The organism is Methylomicrobium agile (assembly GCF_000733855.1).
Taxonomy (GTDB): domain Bacteria; phylum Pseudomonadota; class Gammaproteobacteria; order Methylococcales; family Methylomonadaceae; genus Methylomicrobium; species Methylomicrobium agile.
Genome location: NZ_JPOJ01000001.1, coordinates 1707041 through 1726945, shown reverse-complemented (window position 1 = coordinate 1726945; position 19905 = coordinate 1707041). Strand labels below are relative to the sequence as shown.

The window sequence follows — 19905 nt, the reverse complement described above, 5'->3', positions numbered from 1 at the left end:
CGGCCAGACCGGACAATGTTGCCGGCTGTGGAAAAACCTGCGGAGAACCCTGACGCTTTCGGCCAGGCGTTTCCGTGATTCGGGCAAACCGTTTAAGATTCAATGCGAATGGACCGATAGTATTATATAATGAGAAATTTTGAAACGATTCGCCGGATTATCGGCATTATTAAAGATCAGCCATGCGATGTCCGTTTTGCGCCGCCCAGGATACGCGCGTTCTGGATTCCCGATTGACGAATGAAGGCGACCAGGTCCGCCGACGCCGCGAATGCACGGCCTGCAAGGAACGGTTCACGACTTTCGAAGCCGCCGAATTGAGCTTGCCGCGCGTGGTCAAGCGCGACGGCAGCCGCCAGCCGTTCGACGAAAAGAAACTGCGCTCCGGGATGTTGAAGGCGCTCGAAAAACGGCCGGTCAGCGGCGATGATATCGAAATGGCGCTGAACCGGATCAAGAAAGCCTTGATGAGCTCCGGCGACCGGGAAATTACCGCCCAGCAGCTCGGCGAAAAAGTGATGCATGAATTGAGTCATCTCGATCATGTCGCCTATGTCCGCTTCGCCTCGGTTTACCGGAGCTTTCAGGATGTCAGCGAATTCACCGACATGATCAAGCATCTGCAAGAAAAATAGATGGATTCCGCAGACAGCCGGGATTTTCATTACATGGCCAGCGCCTTGCGGCTGGCCCGGAACGGCTTATACACGACCCATCCGAACCCGCGGGTCGGCTGCGTACTGGTCCGCGATGACGAAGTGATCGGCGAAGGCTGGCACGTCAGGGCCGGCGGCGATCATGCCGAAATTGCGGCACTCAAAAGCGCGGATAACGCGAGCGGTGCTACTGCCTATGTGACGCTAGAACCGTGCAGCCATCACGGCAAAACGCCGCCTTGCGCCGACGCGTTGATCGAGGCCGGCATCCGCCGGGTCGTGGCGGCGATGCCGGACCCCAACCCTCTGGTCGCCGGCAGGGGTCTGGCCAAGCTCCGGGAGGCCGGCATCGAAGCCGTCTGCGGCGTGCTGGAAGAAGATGCGCGCCGATTGAACCCCGGCTTCATCCAACGGATGACCACGGGGCGGCCTTTCGTGCGCAGCAAGCTCGCGATGAGCCTGGACGGACGGACGGCGCTGGAATCCGGCGAAAGCCGATGGATCACTTCCCGCGAAGCCCGGCAGGACGTGCACCGGCTCCGGGCGCAAAGTTCGGCGATCCTGACCGGCATCGGCACCGTGCTGGCCGACGATCCGGCGCTGACCGCCCGGATCGGGGACGACGTGCTGCAGCCGGTCAGGATCGTGCTGGATACGCACCTCAGGATGCCGCCCCACATGCAGTTGGCGAAATTGCCGGGGCGCAGCCTGATTTTGACAGCCAGCGGCGATCGGCGCAGAATGGCGGACTTGCAGAAAGCCGGTTTCGAAATTCACCGAATCGTCGAAAAAAACGGCCGCATCGATCTGAACGTCGTAATGACTTTTATGGCCGACCAGCAAGTCAACGAATTGCTGGTCGAAGCGGGACCGGTATTGAACGGCGCCTTGCTGGCCGAGAACCTGGCCGACGAATGGATTGTCTATATGGCACCTTGCGTATTGGGCGACCGGGGACGCGGCCTATTCACGCTGCCCGGCATAAGAACGATGGCCGACAAAAAATTATTGAAGCTGGCCGATGCCCGGCAGATCGGCCCGGACCTGAGATTGACTTACAAGATGTAGGGTACGCGGTGCGTACCTTTGCCAGAGTTGCCGGCCGACTTCCCACTTAGAAGAGGTACGCACAGCGTACCCTACAGTTTTTAAATATATTCGCTTACTTCATGTTCACAGGCATCATTCTGGCAGTCGGAAAAATCACCGCGATCGAGCAACAGGCCGGCGACTGCAGGCTCACGATCGACACCGGCAAGCTTTCGCTGCAAGACGCCGCGCTCGGCGACAGCATCGCGGTGAACGGGGTCTGCCTGACCGCGATCGCGCTGGGGCCGCATTCGTTTTCCGCCGACGTTTCGAACGAAACCCTGTCCCGTACCAGCCTGAAAAGCGCCACGGTCGGCACGCCGGTCAACCTGGAACTGGCGCTGACTCCATCGACCCGTCTCGGCGGCCATATCGTCAGCGGCCATGTCGACGGCCTCGCGACCGTGATCGACAAAAAACCGGATGCGCGCTCGGTGCGCTTCAAATTCAAGGCGCCGGACCCTCTGGCCAGATACATCGCCGAGAAAGGTTCGGTCTGCCTGGACGGGATCAGCCTGACCGTCAACGAAGTCGAAGGCAGCGTTTTCGGCGTGAACATCGTGCCGCACACGCTGAAGGAAACCACGCTGGGCTTTGCGGCTCCCGGCACCGTCGTCAACCTCGAAGTGGACTTGCTGACCCGCTATCTGGAGCGGCTGATGCTTGGCCAGAGCGCCCAGCCCGAAGAAAAGGTCACGCTCGACCTTCTGCAGCGCAGCGGATTTTTAGGCTGACCGAAATCAAAAGCTATGAACACGATCGAAGAAATCATCGAAGATTTGCGCCAGGGCAAGATGGTCATCATCATGGATAACGAGGACCGCGAGAACGAAGGCGACCTAGTAATGGCGGCCGCATTTACGCGCCCCGAGGACATCAATTTCATGGCGCGCTACGGCCGCGGCCTGATCTGCCTGACGCTGACCGGCGAACGCTGCCAGAAGCTGCGCCTGCCACTGATGACCAACGAGAACAAAACCGCGCATTCGACCAATTTCACCGTCTCGATCGAGGCGGCGACCGGCGTTACGACCGGCATTTCGGCCGCCGACCGGGCCCGTACCGTGCAGTGCGCGGTCGCGCCGGACGCCAAGCCGGAAGATTTGATCCAACCCGGCCACATCTTTCCACTGATGGCGAAATCGGGCGGCGTGCTGAACCGGGCCGGCCACACCGAAGCCGGCTGCGATCTGGCGCGCCTGGCCGGCGTCGAGCCGGCCGCGGTGATCGTCGAGATCCTGAACGACGACGGCACGATGGCCCGGCGTCCCGATCTCGAACGCTTCGCCGCGGAGCATAATTTGAAGATCGGCACGATCTCCGACCTGATCCACTACCGGATTCAGCACGAAAATACGCTCGAACGGATCAGCGAATGCCTGCTTCCGAGCGAATTCGGCGATTTCCGGCTTTACGCGTACCAGGACCGCAACGACAACAACCTGCATCTGGCACTGGTGATGGGGCAGGTGTCCGGCGACGAACCGGTGCTGGTCCGGGTGCATGCCCGCAACCTGCTCGACGACCTGTTCGCCTCGAAACGCAACGCGAGCAGCGTCTCGATTCGCGCGGCGATGCAGAAAATCGCCGAAGCGGGCCGTGGGGTGCTGGTGGTGATCCGGCGCAGCGACGATACCAAGTCGCTGGTCGAACTGATCCACCGCTATCAATTGCAGGATAACGGCATCCATGTCGGCGAAGACGAATTCGAAGGGCCGGACTGGCGGATGACCGGCACCGGCGCGCGGATACTGGCCGATCTCGGCGTGCACAAGCTGAAAGTGCTGGGCGCCCAGAAAAAATATGTCGGCCTGTCGGGCTTCGATCTGGAAGTGTCCGAACATGTCGGCGCGGACGCGTCGGACGAATCGTCCGCGTAGGGCGGATTCGGCGTGCTCGGCGCAAACCTGGCGGGTTCGTCAATGCGTTCCGCGCGCCGAATCCGCCATTGGCTGCTACCTCTCTGTCCAAAACGTCAGCCCCGCGTAAAGCCCAACGACTTTCCCCTGAGCGAGCAGGGCTTTTTGAACCCGCGTATTCTCGCGTACGAGCATACGCGCGCACGGCCTCTGTCTGCCGGCGCATTTCTCTTTATCTGTGCGGATTTTCTATGAGCATTACCACGTTTGAAGGCAATTTCTCGGCGGAAGGCGGCAAATTTTGCATCATCGCCTCCCGTTTCAACAGTTTCATCGTCGAGCAACTGGAGGCCGGCGCGATCGATACGCTGGTTCGCCACGGCGCGAACAAGGCGGACATTCATCTGGTCAAGGCACCCGGCGCGTTCGAATTGCCTTTGGTCGCGCAGCGCGTCGCCGCTTCGCAGAAATACCATGCGCTCATCGCGATCGGCGCGGTCATTCGGGGCGGCACGCCGCATTTCGAATATGTCGCGGGCGAATGCGTGAAAGGGCTGGCCGGCGTCTCGCTGCAATACAATGTGCCGGTCAGCTTCGGGGTATTGACCGTCGATACGATCGAACAGGCGATCGAACGCGCCGGCACGAAGGCCGGCAACAAAGGCGCCGAAGCGGCCCTGTCCGCGATCGAGATGGTTAGCCTGTTCAACCGGCTGGACAACTGATGAGCCAGGCCCGTACCCATGCCCGCCAAGCCGCTGTCCAGGCTTTGTATCAATGGCAGATGAGCGGACACAACCTCGGCGAGATCGAGCGCCAGTTTCTCGAAGACGGCCGCCTGAAAGATGCGCAGAAAAACTATTTCAACGAGCTCTTGTTCGGCGTTCCGAAAAACCTGGAGGCGATAGACCAATTGCTGGCCGAATTTGTCGACCGGCCGATCGACAAGATCGATCCGGTCGAGCGCGCGATTCTGCGGATCGGCGTTTACGAACTGGAGCATCGCCCGGACATGCCTTACCGGGTCATCCTGAACGAAGGCATCAATCTGGCCAAGTGCTTCGGCGCCGACGGCAGCCATAAATATGTGAACGGGATTCTCGACAAAGTCGCGCAAAAAAAACGCGCCGCGGAAGTCAAAAGCAAAAAAAGCGCGGGAACCAAAATCCAGGGACCGGGGTAGGATGGGTAGAGCGAAGCGAAACCCATCAGTCGGTGTACGGCATGGTTATTTGTCGAGATGGGTTTGGATCGATAGGTTTCGGCTGACGCCTCTCGGCAACTGTTCCCAGCGTTGCTCTAGCTCCTGCATCCATGCAGTCGTACCCATCCTACCCTTGCCATCCGGAATGAATGCCCTAAAATCATGCCCCTCTCCGAATTTTCGCTGATACGGCGTTTTTTTACCGAACAACGAGCCGGCAATCCGAGCACCCGTCTCGGCATCGGCGACGATTGCGCCTTGCTTTCGATTCCCGAAGGCTACGAGCTCGCGATCACCGCCGACACGATGGTCGAAAACGTGCATTTTTTCGCGGGCGCCGATCCGCAACGGCTGGGGCATAAACTGCTGGCGGTCAATCTCAGCGATCTGGCCGCGATGGGCGCAAGCCCCCTGTCCGTTACGCTGGCGCTGACCCTGCCGAAAGTCGACGAAGCCTGGCTGGCCGATTTCGCGCAAGGCTTCCTGGACCTGGCCGCCCGCTACTCGGTCGACCTGATCGGCGGCGACACCACGTCGGGACCGTTGACCCTGACCGTGCAGGCGATGGGCCTGGTGCCGGCAGGCCAAGCCTTGAGGCGCTCCACCGCCAGGCCCGGCGATTCAATCTACGTGACCGGCCATCTCGGCGACGCCGGACTCGGCCTGAAGATCTGCCAGGGTTACCGCTGCGACCGGCCGGAGGCGGCCTTAAACCGTTTCCACCAGCCCGAGCCGAGGTGCGCCGAAGGCCAGGCGCTGCGCGGCATCGCGAACGCCTGCATCGACATTTCGGACGGCCTTGCCGGCGATCTCGGCCATATCCTCGCGCAAAGCGGCGTCGGCGCGACGCTCGACTGGGATGCGCTGCCGCTGTCGGCGGAAGTGCAAGCCTACATCGAAGCGACCGGCGACTGGCGACTGCCGCTGACCGCCGGAGACGATTACGAACTGTGCTTTACGGTCAGCCCCGAAAAAATTTCAACATTGCCTTTGGAATGTCATAAAATCGGCATAATCGGGCCGGAGCCGGGACTGCGGCTGAACAAAGCGGACACGATATATTTTTTGAAGGCGCAAGGCTATGAACATTTTTCATAAAACGGGACTGGGCCAAAACCAATTGACCGCCAGGCAGATCATGACCGATCCGGTGCTGTTCCTGGCCTTCGGGTTCGGCTCCGGGCTCGCCAGAAAGGCGCCCGGCACCTTCGGCACGGCCGCCGCGATTCCTTTGTACTGGCTGTTCGTGCAAATGGGCCTGCCTGTCTACAGCGTGCTGACCGTCGCCGCGATACTGGCGGGCATCCCGATTTGCGGGATCGCGGCCGCAAAACTCGGCGAGCACGACTTCAACGGAATCGTCTGGGACGAAGTCGCCGGCCTCCTGGTCACGATGTGGCTGGTTCCCTTTTCCTGGAAAGCCTTGCTGCTCGGCTTCGCGCTGTTCCGGATTTTCGACATCGTCAAACCCTGGCCGATCAAATGGATCGATCGGAAAGTGATGGGCGGCCTCGGCATCATGCTCGACGACGTGCTGGCGGCGGTGTTCGCGGGCGCGCTGCTGTGGGCGGCGGCGCAGCAGGGCTGGCTTTGAGGGGGGCGTTGACCGTGGCGGATAACGGCGCCGAACCCCGGCCGCGTATCCTGAACATCGCTCATCGCGGCGCGCGCGCTTTTGCGCCCGAAAACACCCTGGAGGCGTTTGCCAAGGCGCAAACCTTCGGCTGCGAGATGATCGAGCTGGACGTGCACCTCTCCCGGGATAGCGAGCTCATCGTCCACCACGACGATAATCTGCTCCGCTGTACCGATATCGAGGATCAATTTCCGGGACAGCCGAGCTACTTCATCTCCGATTTCGCCTACGAAGAAATCCGGCAGCTCGATGCGGGCCGCTGGTTTACGCAGGAGCTGGCACTGGCGCCCGAAAAACGGCAAGGGTTCCTGCAGAGCCTGACGCCGGACGAATTCGCCCGCTACATTCCGCCCGAAGATCTCGCCCATTACGCCTCCGGCGCGGTCAGGGTGCCCACGCTCCGGCAGGCGCTCGAACTGGCCAGAAACCTGGGCTTGAAGGTCAACATCGAACTCAAGATGCTGCCGCGCATGTATTCCGGCCTGACCGACGCGGTGCTCGATCTGGTCGAAGCACTGGCGATGCAGGCCGATGTCCTGATTTCTTCGTTCGATCACGAGCAAGTGCGGCAGGTACGCCAGCGTACGCCGGCTGTAGCGACCGCGGTCCTGACCAACGAACGCCTAGCCTTGCCCGGAGACTACCTCGAACGCATCGGCGCGGATGCCTTTCATCCGGGTACCGAACCGCTAGGGCTTCATGCCGTCATCCGCCGCCTGGACAGCGAACCGATCGATGCCCTGCGCAGGCGGGGCAAACAGGTGAACGTCTGGACCTGCAACGACAAAGCGCAGATGCGGCAGCTGATCGCGGCGGGCGTGACCGGCCTGATTTCGGATTATCCGAACCGGGTTCGCGAGGTTCTCGACGAAACGTTCGCGCCGACGTCTTAAACCGGGAGATTGACTCATGAAACTCGAATTCCACGGCGCCGATCAAAATGTAACGGGCTCCTGTCATCTGCTGGAAGCCGCCGGCAAGAAAATGCTGATCGATTGCGGGCTCTACCAGGGCGGCCGCGAAATGGAAGAAGAAAATGCCGAACCGTTCGGCTTCGATCCCGCAGGCATCGATTACCTGCTGCTGACGCACGCCCACCTGGATCACTGCGGACGCATCCCGTTGCTGGTCAAACAGGGATTCAAAGGCGAAATCATCGCGACCGCGGCAACCTGCGAACTGGCGCGCATCGTATTGCTGGATTCGGCGAAGCTGCTCGAAGACGAAGCCAACTATAAGGCCAGGAAAGCTTCCAGGCACGGTCATGAAGCCTCGATCGAGCCGATCTATAATGTGGTCGACGTATTGAACTGCTTCGGTTTTTTCGGCCGCGCCGCGACTTACGACCAACCCGTTGCGATCGCTCCGGGGATAAAGGCGACCTTCATCGACGCCGGGCATATCCTGGGTTCCGCCGCGATCGTACTCGATATCGAACAGGGGGGGCGGCCACACAGGCTCCTGTTTTCCGGCGACCTGGGCTACAGCGGCCGGGCCATTATCCGGGATCCGGCGCCGCCCCCGCCAGCCGATATCGTGGTGATGGAAACCACTTACGGCGACCGTCTGCATAAAGCGCTGGAACCGACACGGGAAGAATTCTACGCGGCCATCCGCAAAACCCTGGGCCGGGGCGGCAATGTGATCATTCCCAGCTTCGCGCTCGAACGCGCGCAGGAGCTGCTCTATTACCTGCGCGAGGGGATCGAGCAGAGGCGCCTTCCACCTTACCTGCCGGTGTTTCTCGATTCGCCGATGGCCATTTCCGCAACGCAAATCTATCAGCGCCATCCGGAGTGTTTCGACGAGGAAACCCGTGCGACTCTGGCCTCGGGTCAAGATCCGTTCATGTTTCCCGGCCTGCGCTTCTGCCGGGAAACCGCCGATTCGATCGCGATCAACAATTTTGCCGGCGGCGCGGTGATCATCGCCGGTTCCGGGATGTGTACCGGCGGCCGCGTCAAGCATCATCTCAAGCACAACCTTTGGGGACGCAACAACGCGGTCATTTTCGTGGGTTTCGCCGCGTACGGGACGCTGGCGCGCCAGATTGTGGACAGCGCCGAGTCGGTCAGGATCTTCGGCGAAGAGATTCCGGTCAATGCCGAAATCCATACGATCGGCGGCTTCTCCGCGCATGCGGACCAGGCCGAACTGCTGGCCTGGCACAAACGGACGGGCCGGCCGAAGGTCACTTTTCTGGTGCACGGCGATAAAGAGGTGATTCCGATCTTCGCGAACAAACTGCTGAATACCGAGGTGGAGATACCGGCCCTGCATCAGCGTTACGATCTGGAAAAATGGCTTGAGTCGCCAGGAATGATTCCATCCTGAAATCCAACTGCTTGAGGTGCCGCCATGCCTGTAAATTCCACTTCTTCAACAGATCCGTTCATGCTGGCGGCGATTGCCGAGGCGGAAGCCGGCCTGAGTGAAGGCGGCATCCCGATCGGTTCGGTGCTCGTCCATCAGGGCAGGATCATCGGCCGGGGCCACAACCGCCGGGTTCAGCAGGGCAGCGCGATCCTGCACGGCGAAATGGATGCGCTCGAAAATGCGGGACGGCTGCCCGCCTCGGTGTACACGCAGAGCGTCCTGTACACGACGCTGTCTCCCTGCGCGATGTGCACCGGCGCAATTTTACTTTACTGCATTCCACAGGTCGTCGTCGGCGAAAATCTCACTTTTTTGGGCGAAGAAGCGTTGCTGCGGAACCGGGGCGTGAAAGTCGACGTGCTCCAGAATACCCGCTGCATCGACCTGATGAAACAGTTCATCCGGAATCATCCGGCACTCTGGAACGAAGATATCGGAGCCTGAATTCCGGCGTAACGGCACCTCGCTGCCCGCCGTACGGCGCGCTTCCGGTTGAACGCGCGGCGATCGGGCCGGAAACCCGCGGCATCGTCCCCCTTATACCGTCAATCGCCAGGGTTCGCCCAAGCGCGCATTCTGCAAAACACGGCCCGAATCCCCCGGAAACGGCGAAACATCCCGCGCAAACCAGCCGGCGACTTCGGCGGCGGGAACGGGGCGGCTAAAGTAAAACCCTTGCACTTCGTCGCAGCCTTCGTTTTTCAGAAAATCCAATTGAGCTTTCGTTTCCACCCCTTCGGCGATGACGGTAAGCTGTAAAGTATGCCCAAGCAGAATGATCGCCCTGGCGATCGCCGCATCTTCCGGATTGCTTGCCAGATCGCGCACGAAGGACTGGTCGATCTTGAGTTTATCGACGGCCAGCCGTTTCAGGTAGGACAGGCTGGAATAGCCCGTACCGAAATCGTCGATCGACAGCTTGACTCCCCTCTCCTTCAATTCGGCGATGGTTTTTATGGCGGCTTCCTGGTCTTGCAGCAGGATGGATTCGGTCAGCTCCAGTTCGAGCAGACTGGGCGGCAAACCCGAGTCTTCAAGCGCATGCGTGACGGTTTCCAGAAGATTGCCGCGCTTGAACTGCAAGACGGAAAGATTGACCGCCACGACCAAAGGATGCCCTTCGTCGAACCATGCCTTGGCCTGGCGGCACGCTTCGTTCAGCACCCATTCGCCGATAGGGATGATCAAGCCGCTGCGCTCGGCAAGCGGAATGAACCGGGCGGGCGAAATCATGCCCCGCTCGGGATGTTCCCAGCGCAACAGCGCTTCAACGCCTGCGATGCATCCCCTGGATAAATCGATCTGCGGCTGATAGTGCAGCCGCAGCTCCCGGTTTTTCAGCCCGCCGCTTAACTGGCCTTGCAGCCACATCTGCTCCATCCCGTCGCTGTTCATTTGTTTGGTATAAAAACAGTAGGTGTTCCGGCCGCTGTCCTTCGCGTAAAACATCGCCGTATCTGCTTTTTTGAACAAGGCGTCAAAGTCGGTGCCGTCGTTCGGAAACACGCTGATGCCGATGCTGAAAGTGGCGTTGATGAGGTTGTTCTCGACCGCGAAGGGCTCGGCAAAAGCCTCGATGACGCTCCGGGCAACCGCATCGATGCAATCCGGCCGGCGCACATTCGCCATCAGCACGACGAACTGATCGCCGCCGTTGCGGCCCAGCATGCCGGTGTCCCGGACGCAGCGGCTCAGCCTTTCCGCGACGAGAACCAATAGCCTGTCGCCCTGGCTGTGGCCCAACGTATCGTTGACTTGCTTGAAATTGTCCAGTCCGAGATAGAGCAGGGCTACCTGGGCGGCATTGCGGCCGGCGGGCACGATCTCCTGATCGAAGCGGGCATGCAGCAGCCGGCGATTGGGCAATTGCGTCAGAGGATCGTGGTAGGCCATGAAGGACAGTTGTTCCTCCGCCCGCTGATGCTCGGCCCGAGTGCGCAACGTCTCGATTCCATAGGCAAGGTCGCCGGCCAGCTCTTCCAGCAGTTGCACTTCCTCGGCGCTAAAGGCGAAGGATTCCTGCGAATAGAGGGTGAGCGCGCCCAAAACGCCTTTGTTGCCGATCAAGGGCAGTGCAATGCTCGACCGGTAGCCGCACTGCAACGCCGCTTCGCGCCAGGGAGCCATGCGCGGATTGTCCAGGTAGTTCTGGTTGATGTCGGTCAGGCCGGTTCTGATCGCGGTACCGGTCGGGCCGCGTCCGCGTTCGGTATCGGCCCAGGTGACGTTTATGTTGTTCAGATAGCCCATTTCGAAACCGGCTTGCGCTACCGGGCGAACGGTCTTGGCTTCGTCGTGTTCCGCAAATCCCACCCACACCAATAGATAGCCGCCCTGCATGACGATCAACCGGCATATCTCGGACAGCAGCTGATGCTCTTCTTCGGCACGCACCAACGCCATGTTGCAGTCGCTCAACAGTTTGAGCGACCGGTTGAGCCGGCGGGTATGGGATTCGCTCTCCCTCAATTCGCGGGTCATATCCCGGGCCATCGCGAACGCGCGTTCGCGTCCCGTCACCAGCAGCCAGACGGTCAGGCAGGCAAGTAGGCTGCCGAGTCCTCCGGCAATGCGGATGAATTGCGCATTTTGGCTTTTCAGTCTGGATTCGAAGTCGGGCAGCGAACGCACTTCGATTGTCCAGAGACGGCCGCCGACATCGAAGGTTCTGATCGAGCGGAAAACCGGCTCGCGGTCGTCGGCAGCGGCCCCGGTTTCCGCGCCGGAGTTATACATCAAAGCGGCTTGCAAAGGCTGGTCCCCGTCATAGATATAAAAGATCAGCGAATTGCCGATCTCGCCGAAGTGTTGACCCAATATGCCGTGCATCAGGTCGAACATCCGGAAGGGCGCGTAGACCCAGCCGATCAGGTTTTTCCGCCGATCCGCCAGCGTATCGTCCGGCAGGCCGTTGCGATAGACGGGAAGATACATCAGAAAACCGGGCTGCATATCGTTTTCGGTCTCCTGCACCAGCGTCACCTTGCCGGAAACGATGGCCCGGTTCTCGTCGCGCGCACGCTCCATGGCGGCACGGCGCACCGCTTCCGAATACATGTCGTAGCCGAAGGCGCGCTGGTTGCGCCAGTCGAAGGGTTCCAGGTAAATAATGGAGGTATAGAGGTCGCGCACCCCGTCCGGACGGATCGTATAGTGGGGGAAGCCTTGATTGCGGATGCGCCTGATATGGGCCTTTTTGTCGGGCGCCTCGATCAACTGCGAAAACCCCACGCCCTGGATGCCGGGATACTGCTGTTGCAACATGAGCCTGCCGACGTATTCGCGGAATTCGTCGCGTTCCACGGAGACCGACGAGACGAACAGCGCTTTCGCGCCCAACAGCACCTGTTCGTAGCCCCGCAGCCGGTTTTCGATATTGACCACGATTTCGTTGCAACGAAAGTCGAAATGCTCGCGCACATTCTCCCGGTTATTGCGGGATACGGCATTCTCCAGCGTATAAGTCAGCAGCAGTACGCTGCACAGAACCAGCCACGGCAACAGCGACGGGATGGAAAATCTGCTTCGGGAAGTGGCGTGTCGAGTTTCTGTTTTCACGCGGAAAGGGTAGCACAGGAATAGGACTTTGCGGAGTTGCCCCGCCTATTTTCGGTATTGCAAAGTCTTGCTCTCTCGGACCGCCCGCCACGACTATCGGAAGCGGTCGGACCGATACGGCGAAGCTGGCCGATGCCTTTATCTTCCGCTACAAGGGAAGACATCACTGCGCACTTGGCTTATTAACGGCAATGCCCCGGATCCTGCCCGAAACCCAAACGCTCCACAGGGGGCGGATTTCTGCGGCAAGCCGGATTCCCGACCCTCCGGCTTACAGGCTGGAACGATGGTCAGTGACCAGTATCTTGGGTTCCAACATTTCCATCATCGCATATTTCGGCCCTTCCCGTCCCAGACCCGAATCCTTGACGCCGCCGTAAGGCATATGATCGGCACGGAAGCTCGGCGCTTCGTTCACCAGGACGCCGCCGACATCCAGATGCTGAAAAGCATAGCGGATTTGCCGGCTGTCGAAGGTAAATAGGCCCGCCTGCAAACCGAAGCTCGAGGCATTGACCGCGTTAACCGCGACCTTGAAATCGGTAAAGGGTTCGATCACCACAACCGGCGCGAACGCTTCCTGCGCGTAGACTTTCATGCCGCGATGGACGCCGGTCAATACGGTCGGCGCGTATAGGCAGCCCTGGCGCGTTCCTCCCGCCAATAACGTCGCTCCGCCCGCGACAGCTTCCTTTACCCAGGATTCGATGCGCATCGCATGTCGTTCGGAGATCATCACCGACAGATCGGTATCGGGTTTCTCCGGATCGCCGATCACCCATTTCACCATCGTATCCAGAAAATGGCTGACGAACGGCTCGAAAACCGGCCTTTCGACATAAATCCGCTGGGTATGGATGCATGACTGTCCGGCATAGGTAAAGCCGCCCTCGACCGCTTTCGCGGCGGCGGCCGCCACATCGGCGTCTTGCGAAACGATCAGCGCCGCATTGCCGCCGAGTTCCAGCAGCACTTTCTTCTTGCCCGCCTGCTGTTTCATTTTCCAGCCGTTCTCCGCCGAACCGGTGAAGCTGAGCAAAGCGAAACGCGGATCGGTGACCAGCCGATTGCCGCCCGCGCGGTCCATCGGCAACACCGATAAGGCGCCTTTCGGCAGACCGGCACGGTCGATGATCTTGGCCAGCGTCAGCGCCGTGATCGGTGTTTTCGACGCCGGCTTCACGACAATCGGGCAGCCGGCCGCGATCGCCGGGGCGATTTTATGCGCGACCAGATTCAGCGGAAAATTGAACGGGGTGATCGCCGCTACCGCGCCGACCGGAAAATAGTTGACGATGGCGTCTTTATGCAGGCCGGAACGGTGCCAGTCGATGCTGAGCACTTCGCCCGGCAGGCGCTTGGCTTCTTCGGCGGCGGTCTGAAAAGTCTGCGCCGCGCGTTCGATTTCGGCGTTCGCGGTCTTCAGCGGTTTGCCCGCTTCGCGCGCCATGATCACGGCCAGCTCGTCGCGGTGGGCAAGAATGCCTTGCGCAGTTTCGGCCAAAATTCGGAAGCGCTCGTAAACCGGTAAGTCGCGCATCGATCGGCGCGCTGCGCAGGCAGCGGTAACGGCCGCTTCATATTCGTCTGCGCCGGCGGTAAAAGTCCGGAAAACGCACTGCTGCGTATAAGGACTGAACACAGCGAGCGTATCGACGGCGGTTTTGAACTCTCCGGCCACGTAAATCGGATGAGGAGATTGCTGAATATCTGCCATACGCGTCTAGTCTCACGGAAATTCTCTTGCAGATCGGGAGCGAGCAAATCGCCCGTCCGGCTGAATCTTACCCTCCGGTTAGCGTCCAGGTTTAAGCCAAGGGATATAATCCTTCAGACAGAAAAACGGGGGAATTTATCCGGAAAACGGCGCCGGCAAGACCACATTCGCCCGGCCGGCGCTATAAAAGCGCCGAATGGATTTTCGTGAAGAGATAAATCGAGATTTCCGATGGGGCAACCCGAGCCGCATTCGCCGGACCGTAAAAATGTCCGAAGCCGGTAGCGCCGGCAACGAATGCCGATCGATAAAGCGCATGGCGGGCCGAAAAACCCGTCATGTCTTGGCATCGGCAATCAGTTATCGGCGCCGGATTCGGAATGCGCATTTTCCACCGTAACAGGAGCGGATTTAGCCTCGGCGCGGCGCGGGCGTTCCGGTTTCGGCGCGGCCTCCAGCTGCGGATCGGCGCCGGGAACAAAATCGTTCTTGGATGCGGAAGCCTCTTGATGGCCGGCGGTTTCGGCTCCGGCTTCTCCGGCGGCGCCATTCGCCTCCTGCCTTTTTTGCCCGGAATGTCTCGAACGGCGGCGCGGGCCGCGGCGCTTGCCGTTGAACGGTTTTTTCTGCTCGCCGTTGCCGTTGGTTTCAACGATCTGCATCTCGGCGTCAGGCACCACCGCCGCCGTTTCCGAAGCCTGCGCGTCAGGCTCCAAGGTCGGCTCGGACGCTTCGGGCTTTTGTTGTCCGGCCGGCTTCTGCGGCTCGCGCGGAGGACGCGGCGGGCGCGCCTCCTGTTGTCTTTCGGTCTGTTCCTTGCCTGGCCGCTTTTTGTTCCTGTCGTGCCGCGACGGTTTGTTTTTCTCCGCCGTCGGCGCCGGCTTTTCCTTGGCGGGCGTCTCGTCCGGCTGGGGTTTCGGCAAGCCGACCAGTTTGTGCCAGAAGCGTTTGATCAGGCTGGCCGCCTCGCTGCGGTTCTGCATCGGGGCCGGCGATTCGGGCAGAAACTCCCGGATCGCGGCCTTTTCGACGCGCTGTCTCGCCTGTTGCGCAAATTCCGGCAGCGCAACCTCCTCGGCCTTGATCTGTTGATAGCTGACTTTTTCCTCCGTCGCATCCTTCTCCTTGATCCGCTCGATATCGTAGGCGGGCGTTTCCAGATGCTTGCTGGGCAGGATGATAATGTCGACCTTCAGCCGGTTTTCGATCTGCTCGATGTTGTTGCGTTTCTCGTTCAGTAAAAAGGTCGCGCAGTCGATCGGCAGATGCGCAATCACCTTTTCGGTGCCTTTTTTCATCGCTTCTTCTTCAATGATCCGCAGCACCGACAGCGCGACCGATTCGACGTTCCGGATCGTGCCCTGGCCCTTGCAGCGCGGACAGGGCAGTTGGGTCGACTCGCCGAGCGACGGGCGCATCCGCTGCCTGGACATTTCGAGCAGGCCGAAGCGCGAAATGCGGCCGATCTGGATCCTGGCCCGGTCGATCTTGAGCGCCTCGCGCAGCCGGTTTTCGACCGCGCGCTGGTTCTTGCTCGACATCATGTCGATGAAGTCGATCACGAACAGGCCGCCGGAGTCGCGCAGCCGCAATTGGCGGGCGATTTCGTCGCAGGCTTCGAGGTTGGTGTTCAGCGCGGTTTCCTCGATGTCGCTGCCTTTGGTGGCGCGGGCCGAGTTGATGTCGATCGAGGTCAACGCCTCGGTATGGTCGATCACCAGCGCGCCGCCCGAGGGCAGCGGCACTTCGCGGCCGTAGGCCAGTTCGATCTGCGATTCGATCTGGTAACGGCTGAACAGCGGCACCGAATCCTGGTAGAGCTTGGCCTTGGGCAGGAAATGCGGCATCACCTGCTTCATGAAGCTTTTGACCAGGTTGAACGATTCCTCGTTGTCGATCAGGATTTCGTCGATGTTGCCGCGCAAATGGTCGCGTAGCGCGCGGATGATCACGTTGCTTTCCTGGAACACCAGAAAAGGCGCGGTCTGCTCGGTCGAAGAACGTTCGATCGCCTCCCAGAGCTGCATCAGGTAGTTCAGGTCCCATTGCAGTTCCTCGGCGTTCTTGCCGCAGCCGGCCGTGCGTACGATCAGGCCCATGCTGTCCGGAATTTCGAGCGCGGCCATCACTTCGCGCAGTTCGCTGCGGGTATCGCCTTCGATGCGGCGGGAAATGCCGCCGGCCTTGGGATTGTTCGGCATCAGCACCAGATAGGTGCCGGCCAGGCTGATGTAGGTGGTCAGCGCGGCGCCTTTGTTGCCGCGTTCTTCTTTCTCGATCTGGACCAGGATTTCCTGGCCTTCCTTCAACTGGTTCTTGATCGATTTGCGGCCGCCGCCTTCGCTCTCGCCTTCTTCGGCGCTTTGACGGTAGGCGGGGGAGATTTCCTTGAACGGCAGGAAGCCGTGTTTTTCGGCGCCGTAGTTGACGAAGGCGGCTTCCAGGCTCGGCTCGACCCGGGTAATGATGCCTTTGTATATGTTCGACTTTTTCTGTTCTTTCGAAGGAACCTCTATATCAAAATCATAAAGCTTTTGACCATCTACCAAAGCGACCCGCAATTCTTCCGCCTGCGTGGCATTGATAAGCATTCTTTTCATTTTGTATCCTTGTTTGTATCCTGCTCCTTGGTCAGACTTTACTCTTGCAGACTGATCGTTGTCCCTTGACTGGTCCGGCTCGGCAAAACGCATCGAATCCTGGGCGTTTGCGGCCTCCAACGTGTTTGGCTTGGCTTGGCAGGGCTTGTTCACGGAGTCGAGGGGCTTTGCTCCCTGCCCGGAGATTCGGCGCCCAAAAGGCCGGCCGGATTAAAATCGTCTCAAGCTAAACACTTGCCATGCTGTCTTTCTATCGTCTTGACGGTAAATTCTGTCTTCAACAGGTGTTATAAATCGTTCTTTTTAATCGTTTTTGCTATTCGCGGGGGCATGTGCCCGGAATTCTTCGCCATCAATGGCTTACGCCCTGGGCTGATCTTTTTGACGACGGTTCGGGGCGGTTTTCCGGATGGAAAAGCCGCCGGGAAAAGGGAAGTTCTTATACTATAGCCAGTCTAATATAACAACCTTATGGCTTGACATCAATTTAAACAATTAATCCGGCCGTAATGCTGGTATCATTTACCGCATGAATAAAGATTCCGAACCCTTACTACCTACCGTACAACTAGTCGAAATCACCGAAGACAACAACGATCAGCGCCTCGACAATTTTCTGCTGACCCGCCTCAAAGGCGTCCCGAAAAGCCGGATTTACCGGATCGTTCGCAAAGGCGAGGTACGCGTCAATAAAGGCCGCGTCGACGTCAATTACCGGCTGATGACCGGCGATATCGTCAGAATCCCACCTGTTAGGGTCGCCGAAAAAGCCGAACAGGCCGCCTTCGTGCCGCAGGCCTTGCGCGATGTGCTGCAGCGCGGTCTTCTGTATGAAGACGAAGGCTTCATGGTGATCGACAAGCCGGCCGGCTATCCGGTGCACGGCGGCAGCGGCGTCGACGCCGGAATCATCGAAGGCTTGCGCCGGCTTCGCCCGGAGGCGACCTTCCTGGAACTGGTGCACCGGCTCGACCGGGACACCTCCGGCTGCCTGATCGTCGCGAAAAAGCGCAGCGCCTTGCGCAGGCTGCACGAGCTGTTCCGCGACGATCATATACACAAAACCTATCTGGCGCTTTTGGCCGGCCAATGGGCGCGCAAGAAAATGGTCGTGAACGCGCCGCTGCTGAAAAACGTCAGCAAGGGCGGCGAGCGGATGGTGGTCGTCAGCCAGGCGGGCAAGGCGGCCGAAACGGTGTTCCGGCGTCTGAAGTTGTTCAAAAACGCGACCCTGATCGAAGCCACTCCGAAAACCGGACGCACGCACCAGATCCGGGTGCATGCCGCCTGGCTCGGTCATCCGATCGTCGGCGACGAGCGTTACGGCTTGGCGGAGGTCAACAAAGCCTTTCACGGCAAAGGCTACAAACGGATGTTCCTGCATGCGCGGGAACTGGCTTTCGAGCACCCGCTCACCGGCAAGCCGATCCGCTTCGAAGCGCCCTTGCCGCCGCAGCTGCAGGAACTGCTGGACCATGAAGAACCGGTTTGATTTGTTGATCTTCGACTGGGACGGCACGCTGATGGACTCGATCGGCTGGATCGTGCATTGCCTGCAGACCGCCGCCGGCCGGCTCGGCTGCCCGATCCCGGCGCCCGAAGCCGCCAAGGATGTGATCGGCCTGAGCATCGTCCGCGCGATGGATGCGCTGTTCCCCGAGGCCGGCCCCGAACTTCGGGAACAATTGGTGCGGGCCTACAGTCAAGAGTATGCGTCCAGAACCCTGGGGCCCGGCGATTTGTTCGCAGGCGTCCGGGACATGCTGGAAATGTTGAACGGCGCGGGCTACCGCCTGGCTGTCGCGACCGGCAAGACGCGCGCCGGGCTGCAAAAAGCGCTGCAGGCGACCCAAACCGAAGCGCTCTTTTATACCACCCGTGCCGCGGACGAAACCGCCTCCAAACCCGATCCCCTGATGCTGCTGGAGATCATGAGCCATGCCGAGGCGGTGCCGGAGCGCACATTGATGATCGGCGATTCGATTCACGACTTGCAAATGGCGCAAAATGCCCGGATATCCGCAATCGGCGTTTGCTGCGGCGCGCATCCCGAAGAAATCCTGCAACAATACCGGCCGCTGCGATGCTTACGGCAACCGGCGGAGCTGCTGAATATCATTTGAGGTAACCATGACGGAAAATCAACAAGACAAAGCGGGCGCGAATCCCTCCGGCGAAGCGGGCTGGGAACGATCCGTGCTCGAAAAAGTCGCGCTGGCCGCGATCGAGGAGCAGGCCAGGGCGCGGCGCTGGGGCATCGTCTTCAAGTCCGCGACGCTCCTGTATCTGACCGTGCTGCTGGGCGTGGTCGCGCTGCCGGCGCTAAAAAAGGACATCGGCGGCGATAAGGAGCATACCGCGGTGGTCGAGGTGATCGGCATGATCGCGGAAGACAAGGCGGCGAACGCCGATTCGATCATCAAAAGCCTGCGCAAGGCGGTCAAGGACGAGCATACCAAAGGCGTGGTCCTGCACGCGAATTCGCCCGGCGGCAGTCCGGTGCAGTCGCATTATGTCTATGAAGAAATCCGCAAGCTGAAGAAAGAATATCCGAAAACTCCGATCTATGCGGTGGTCGGCGATATCTGCGCCTCGGGCTGCTATTACATTGCCTCCGCCAGCGACAAGATTTTCGTGAGCCAGGCCAGCCTGGTCGGCTCGATCGGGGTAATCATGGACGGCTTCGGCTTCGTCGAAACGATGCAGAAATTCGGCATCGAACGGCGGGTGCTGACCGCGGGCGCGCATAAGGCGATGCTCGATCCGTTCTCGCCGCGCAAGGAAGACGAAACCCGGTTCATGCAAGACCTGCTCGAACAGGTGCACCAGCAATTTATCAAGGCCGTCAAAGACGGCCGCGGCGACCGTCTGAAAGACTCGCCGGACCTGTTTTCCGGACTGGTCTGGACCGGCGAGGAAAGCCTCAAGCTCGGCATCGCGGATGCTTACGGCAGCGACGATTCGGTCGCGAAGGAAGTCATCGGCGCGAAAAAGCTGGTCGATTTTACTGAGCAGGGAAGCGTGCTGGACCGGCTGGCCGGCAAGCTGGGCACTTCGTTCGGGCGCGAGATCGGCAGCCTGCTGCAAAACTGGGACCTGAAGTAACTGCGGTTCATGGCTTATTCAGCCAATTGGGTTAATATTGATTTTTAAACTAACCGTTTTTCAGTTGCAGGCATGCCGCGGCTCCCGCCTTCGAGAGCGCATGCC

At 59.9% G+C, this 19905-nt stretch carries 17 protein-coding genes; 14 read left to right on the top strand and 3 right to left on the bottom strand.

Features of this window, described 5'->3' with window-relative positions:
• Positions 1 to 182 precede the first annotated feature (182 nt).
• From nrdR to CC94_RS0108315, 11 genes are all read left to right on the top strand, one after another.
• The gene (gene nrdR, locus CC94_RS0108365; protein ID WP_005368862.1) at positions 183 to 635 is read left to right on the top strand and encodes a transcriptional regulator NrdR; all 453 of its coding nucleotides are present in this window, start codon (positions 183 to 185) and stop codon (positions 633 to 635) included.
• The gene (ribD, locus tag CC94_RS0108360) at positions 636 to 1724 is read left to right on the top strand and encodes a bifunctional diaminohydroxyphosphoribosylaminopyrimidine deaminase/5-amino-6-(5-phosphoribosylamino)uracil reductase RibD (protein ID WP_005368860.1); all 1089 of its coding nucleotides are present in this window, start codon (positions 636 to 638) and stop codon (positions 1722 to 1724) included.
• Between the two features lie 101 nt (positions 1725 to 1825).
• A complete protein-coding gene (locus CC94_RS0108355) occupies positions 1826 to 2479 on the top strand; it encodes a riboflavin synthase (protein WP_005368858.1) in 654 nt (217 codons plus the stop codon).
• 15 nt (positions 2480 to 2494) lie between these two features.
• Positions 2495 to 3625, top strand: a complete 1131-nt coding sequence (ribBA, locus tag CC94_RS0108350) for a bifunctional 3,4-dihydroxy-2-butanone-4-phosphate synthase/GTP cyclohydrolase II (RefSeq protein ID WP_005368857.1) — start codon at positions 2495 to 2497, stop codon at positions 3623 to 3625.
• Between the two features lie 230 nt (positions 3626 to 3855).
• Positions 3856 to 4329 carry a 6,7-dimethyl-8-ribityllumazine synthase gene (gene ribH, locus CC94_RS0108345; RefSeq protein WP_005368855.1) on the top strand — a complete coding sequence of 158 codons (474 nt, stop codon included), beginning with the start codon at positions 3856 to 3858 and terminating at the stop codon, positions 4327 to 4329.
• A complete protein-coding gene (gene nusB / locus CC94_RS0108340) occupies positions 4329 to 4787 on the top strand; it encodes a transcription antitermination factor NusB (RefSeq protein ID WP_031430469.1) in 459 nt (152 codons plus the stop codon). The genes ribH and nusB overlap by 1 nt, the downstream gene beginning before the upstream one ends.
• Positions 4788 to 4970: 183 nt before the next feature.
• The gene (gene thiL / locus CC94_RS0108335) at positions 4971 to 5906 is read left to right on the top strand and encodes a thiamine-phosphate kinase (RefSeq protein ID WP_031430467.1); all 936 of its coding nucleotides are present in this window, start codon (positions 4971 to 4973) and stop codon (positions 5904 to 5906) included.
• On the top strand, positions 5890 to 6402 hold the full coding sequence (locus tag CC94_RS0108330) for a phosphatidylglycerophosphatase A family protein (RefSeq protein WP_031430465.1): 513 nt from the start codon (positions 5890 to 5892) through the stop codon (positions 6400 to 6402). The genes thiL and CC94_RS0108330 overlap by 17 nt, the downstream gene beginning before the upstream one ends.
• Positions 6403 to 6416: 14 nt before the next feature.
• A complete protein-coding gene (locus CC94_RS0108325) occupies positions 6417 to 7337 on the top strand; it encodes a glycerophosphodiester phosphodiesterase (protein ID WP_245619718.1) in 921 nt (306 codons plus the stop codon).
• A gap of 16 nt (positions 7338 to 7353) precedes the next feature.
• Positions 7354 to 8778 carry an MBL fold metallo-hydrolase gene (locus tag CC94_RS0108320; protein ID WP_036303834.1) on the top strand — a complete coding sequence of 475 codons (1425 nt, stop codon included), beginning with the start codon at positions 7354 to 7356 and terminating at the stop codon, positions 8776 to 8778.
• Between the two features lie 24 nt (positions 8779 to 8802).
• A complete protein-coding gene (locus CC94_RS0108315) occupies positions 8803 to 9264 on the top strand; it encodes a nucleoside deaminase (protein ID WP_031430461.1) in 462 nt (153 codons plus the stop codon).
• A gap of 93 nt (positions 9265 to 9357) precedes the next feature.
• On the opposite strand, the gene CC94_RS22235 is transcribed toward CC94_RS0108315, so the two are convergent.
• The 3 genes from CC94_RS22235 to CC94_RS0108295 form a co-directional block, all read right to left on the bottom strand.
• The gene (locus CC94_RS22235; RefSeq protein ID WP_157203407.1) at positions 9358 to 12378 is read right to left on the bottom strand and encodes a bifunctional diguanylate cyclase/phosphodiesterase; all 3021 of its coding nucleotides are present in this window, start codon (positions 12376 to 12378) and stop codon (positions 9358 to 9360) included.
• A gap of 271 nt (positions 12379 to 12649) precedes the next feature.
• Positions 12650 to 14095, bottom strand: coding sequence for an aldehyde dehydrogenase family protein (locus CC94_RS0108305; protein WP_031430459.1), 1446 nt, complete (start codon positions 14093 to 14095; stop codon positions 12650 to 12652).
• Positions 14096 to 14451: 356 nt separating this feature from the next.
• Positions 14452 to 16695, bottom strand: coding sequence for an Rne/Rng family ribonuclease (locus CC94_RS0108295; RefSeq protein WP_005368838.1), 2244 nt, complete (start codon positions 16693 to 16695; stop codon positions 14452 to 14454).
• Between the two features lie 529 nt (positions 16696 to 17224).
• Here CC94_RS0108295 and rluC point away from each other — a divergent pair.
• Genes rluC through sppA form a run of 3 tightly spaced genes read left to right on the top strand, consistent with a single transcriptional unit; the run spans position 17225 to position 19800 of the window.
• Positions 17225 to 18187 (top strand): 23S rRNA pseudouridine(955/2504/2580) synthase RluC, encoded by a 963-nt coding sequence (rluC, locus tag CC94_RS0108290; RefSeq protein WP_031430457.1) that lies wholly within the window; start codon positions 17225 to 17227, stop codon positions 18185 to 18187.
• Positions 18171 to 18818: an HAD-IA family hydrolase gene (locus CC94_RS0108285; RefSeq protein WP_031430456.1), complete on the top strand. Its 648-nt coding sequence runs from the start codon at positions 18171 to 18173 to the stop codon at positions 18816 to 18818. The genes rluC and CC94_RS0108285 overlap by 17 nt, the downstream gene beginning before the upstream one ends.
• Before the next feature lie 7 nt (positions 18819 to 18825).
• Positions 18826 to 19800 carry a signal peptide peptidase SppA gene (gene sppA / locus CC94_RS0108280; RefSeq protein WP_031430454.1) on the top strand — a complete coding sequence of 325 codons (975 nt, stop codon included), beginning with the start codon at positions 18826 to 18828 and terminating at the stop codon, positions 19798 to 19800.
• Positions 19801 to 19905: the final 105 nt, after the last annotated feature.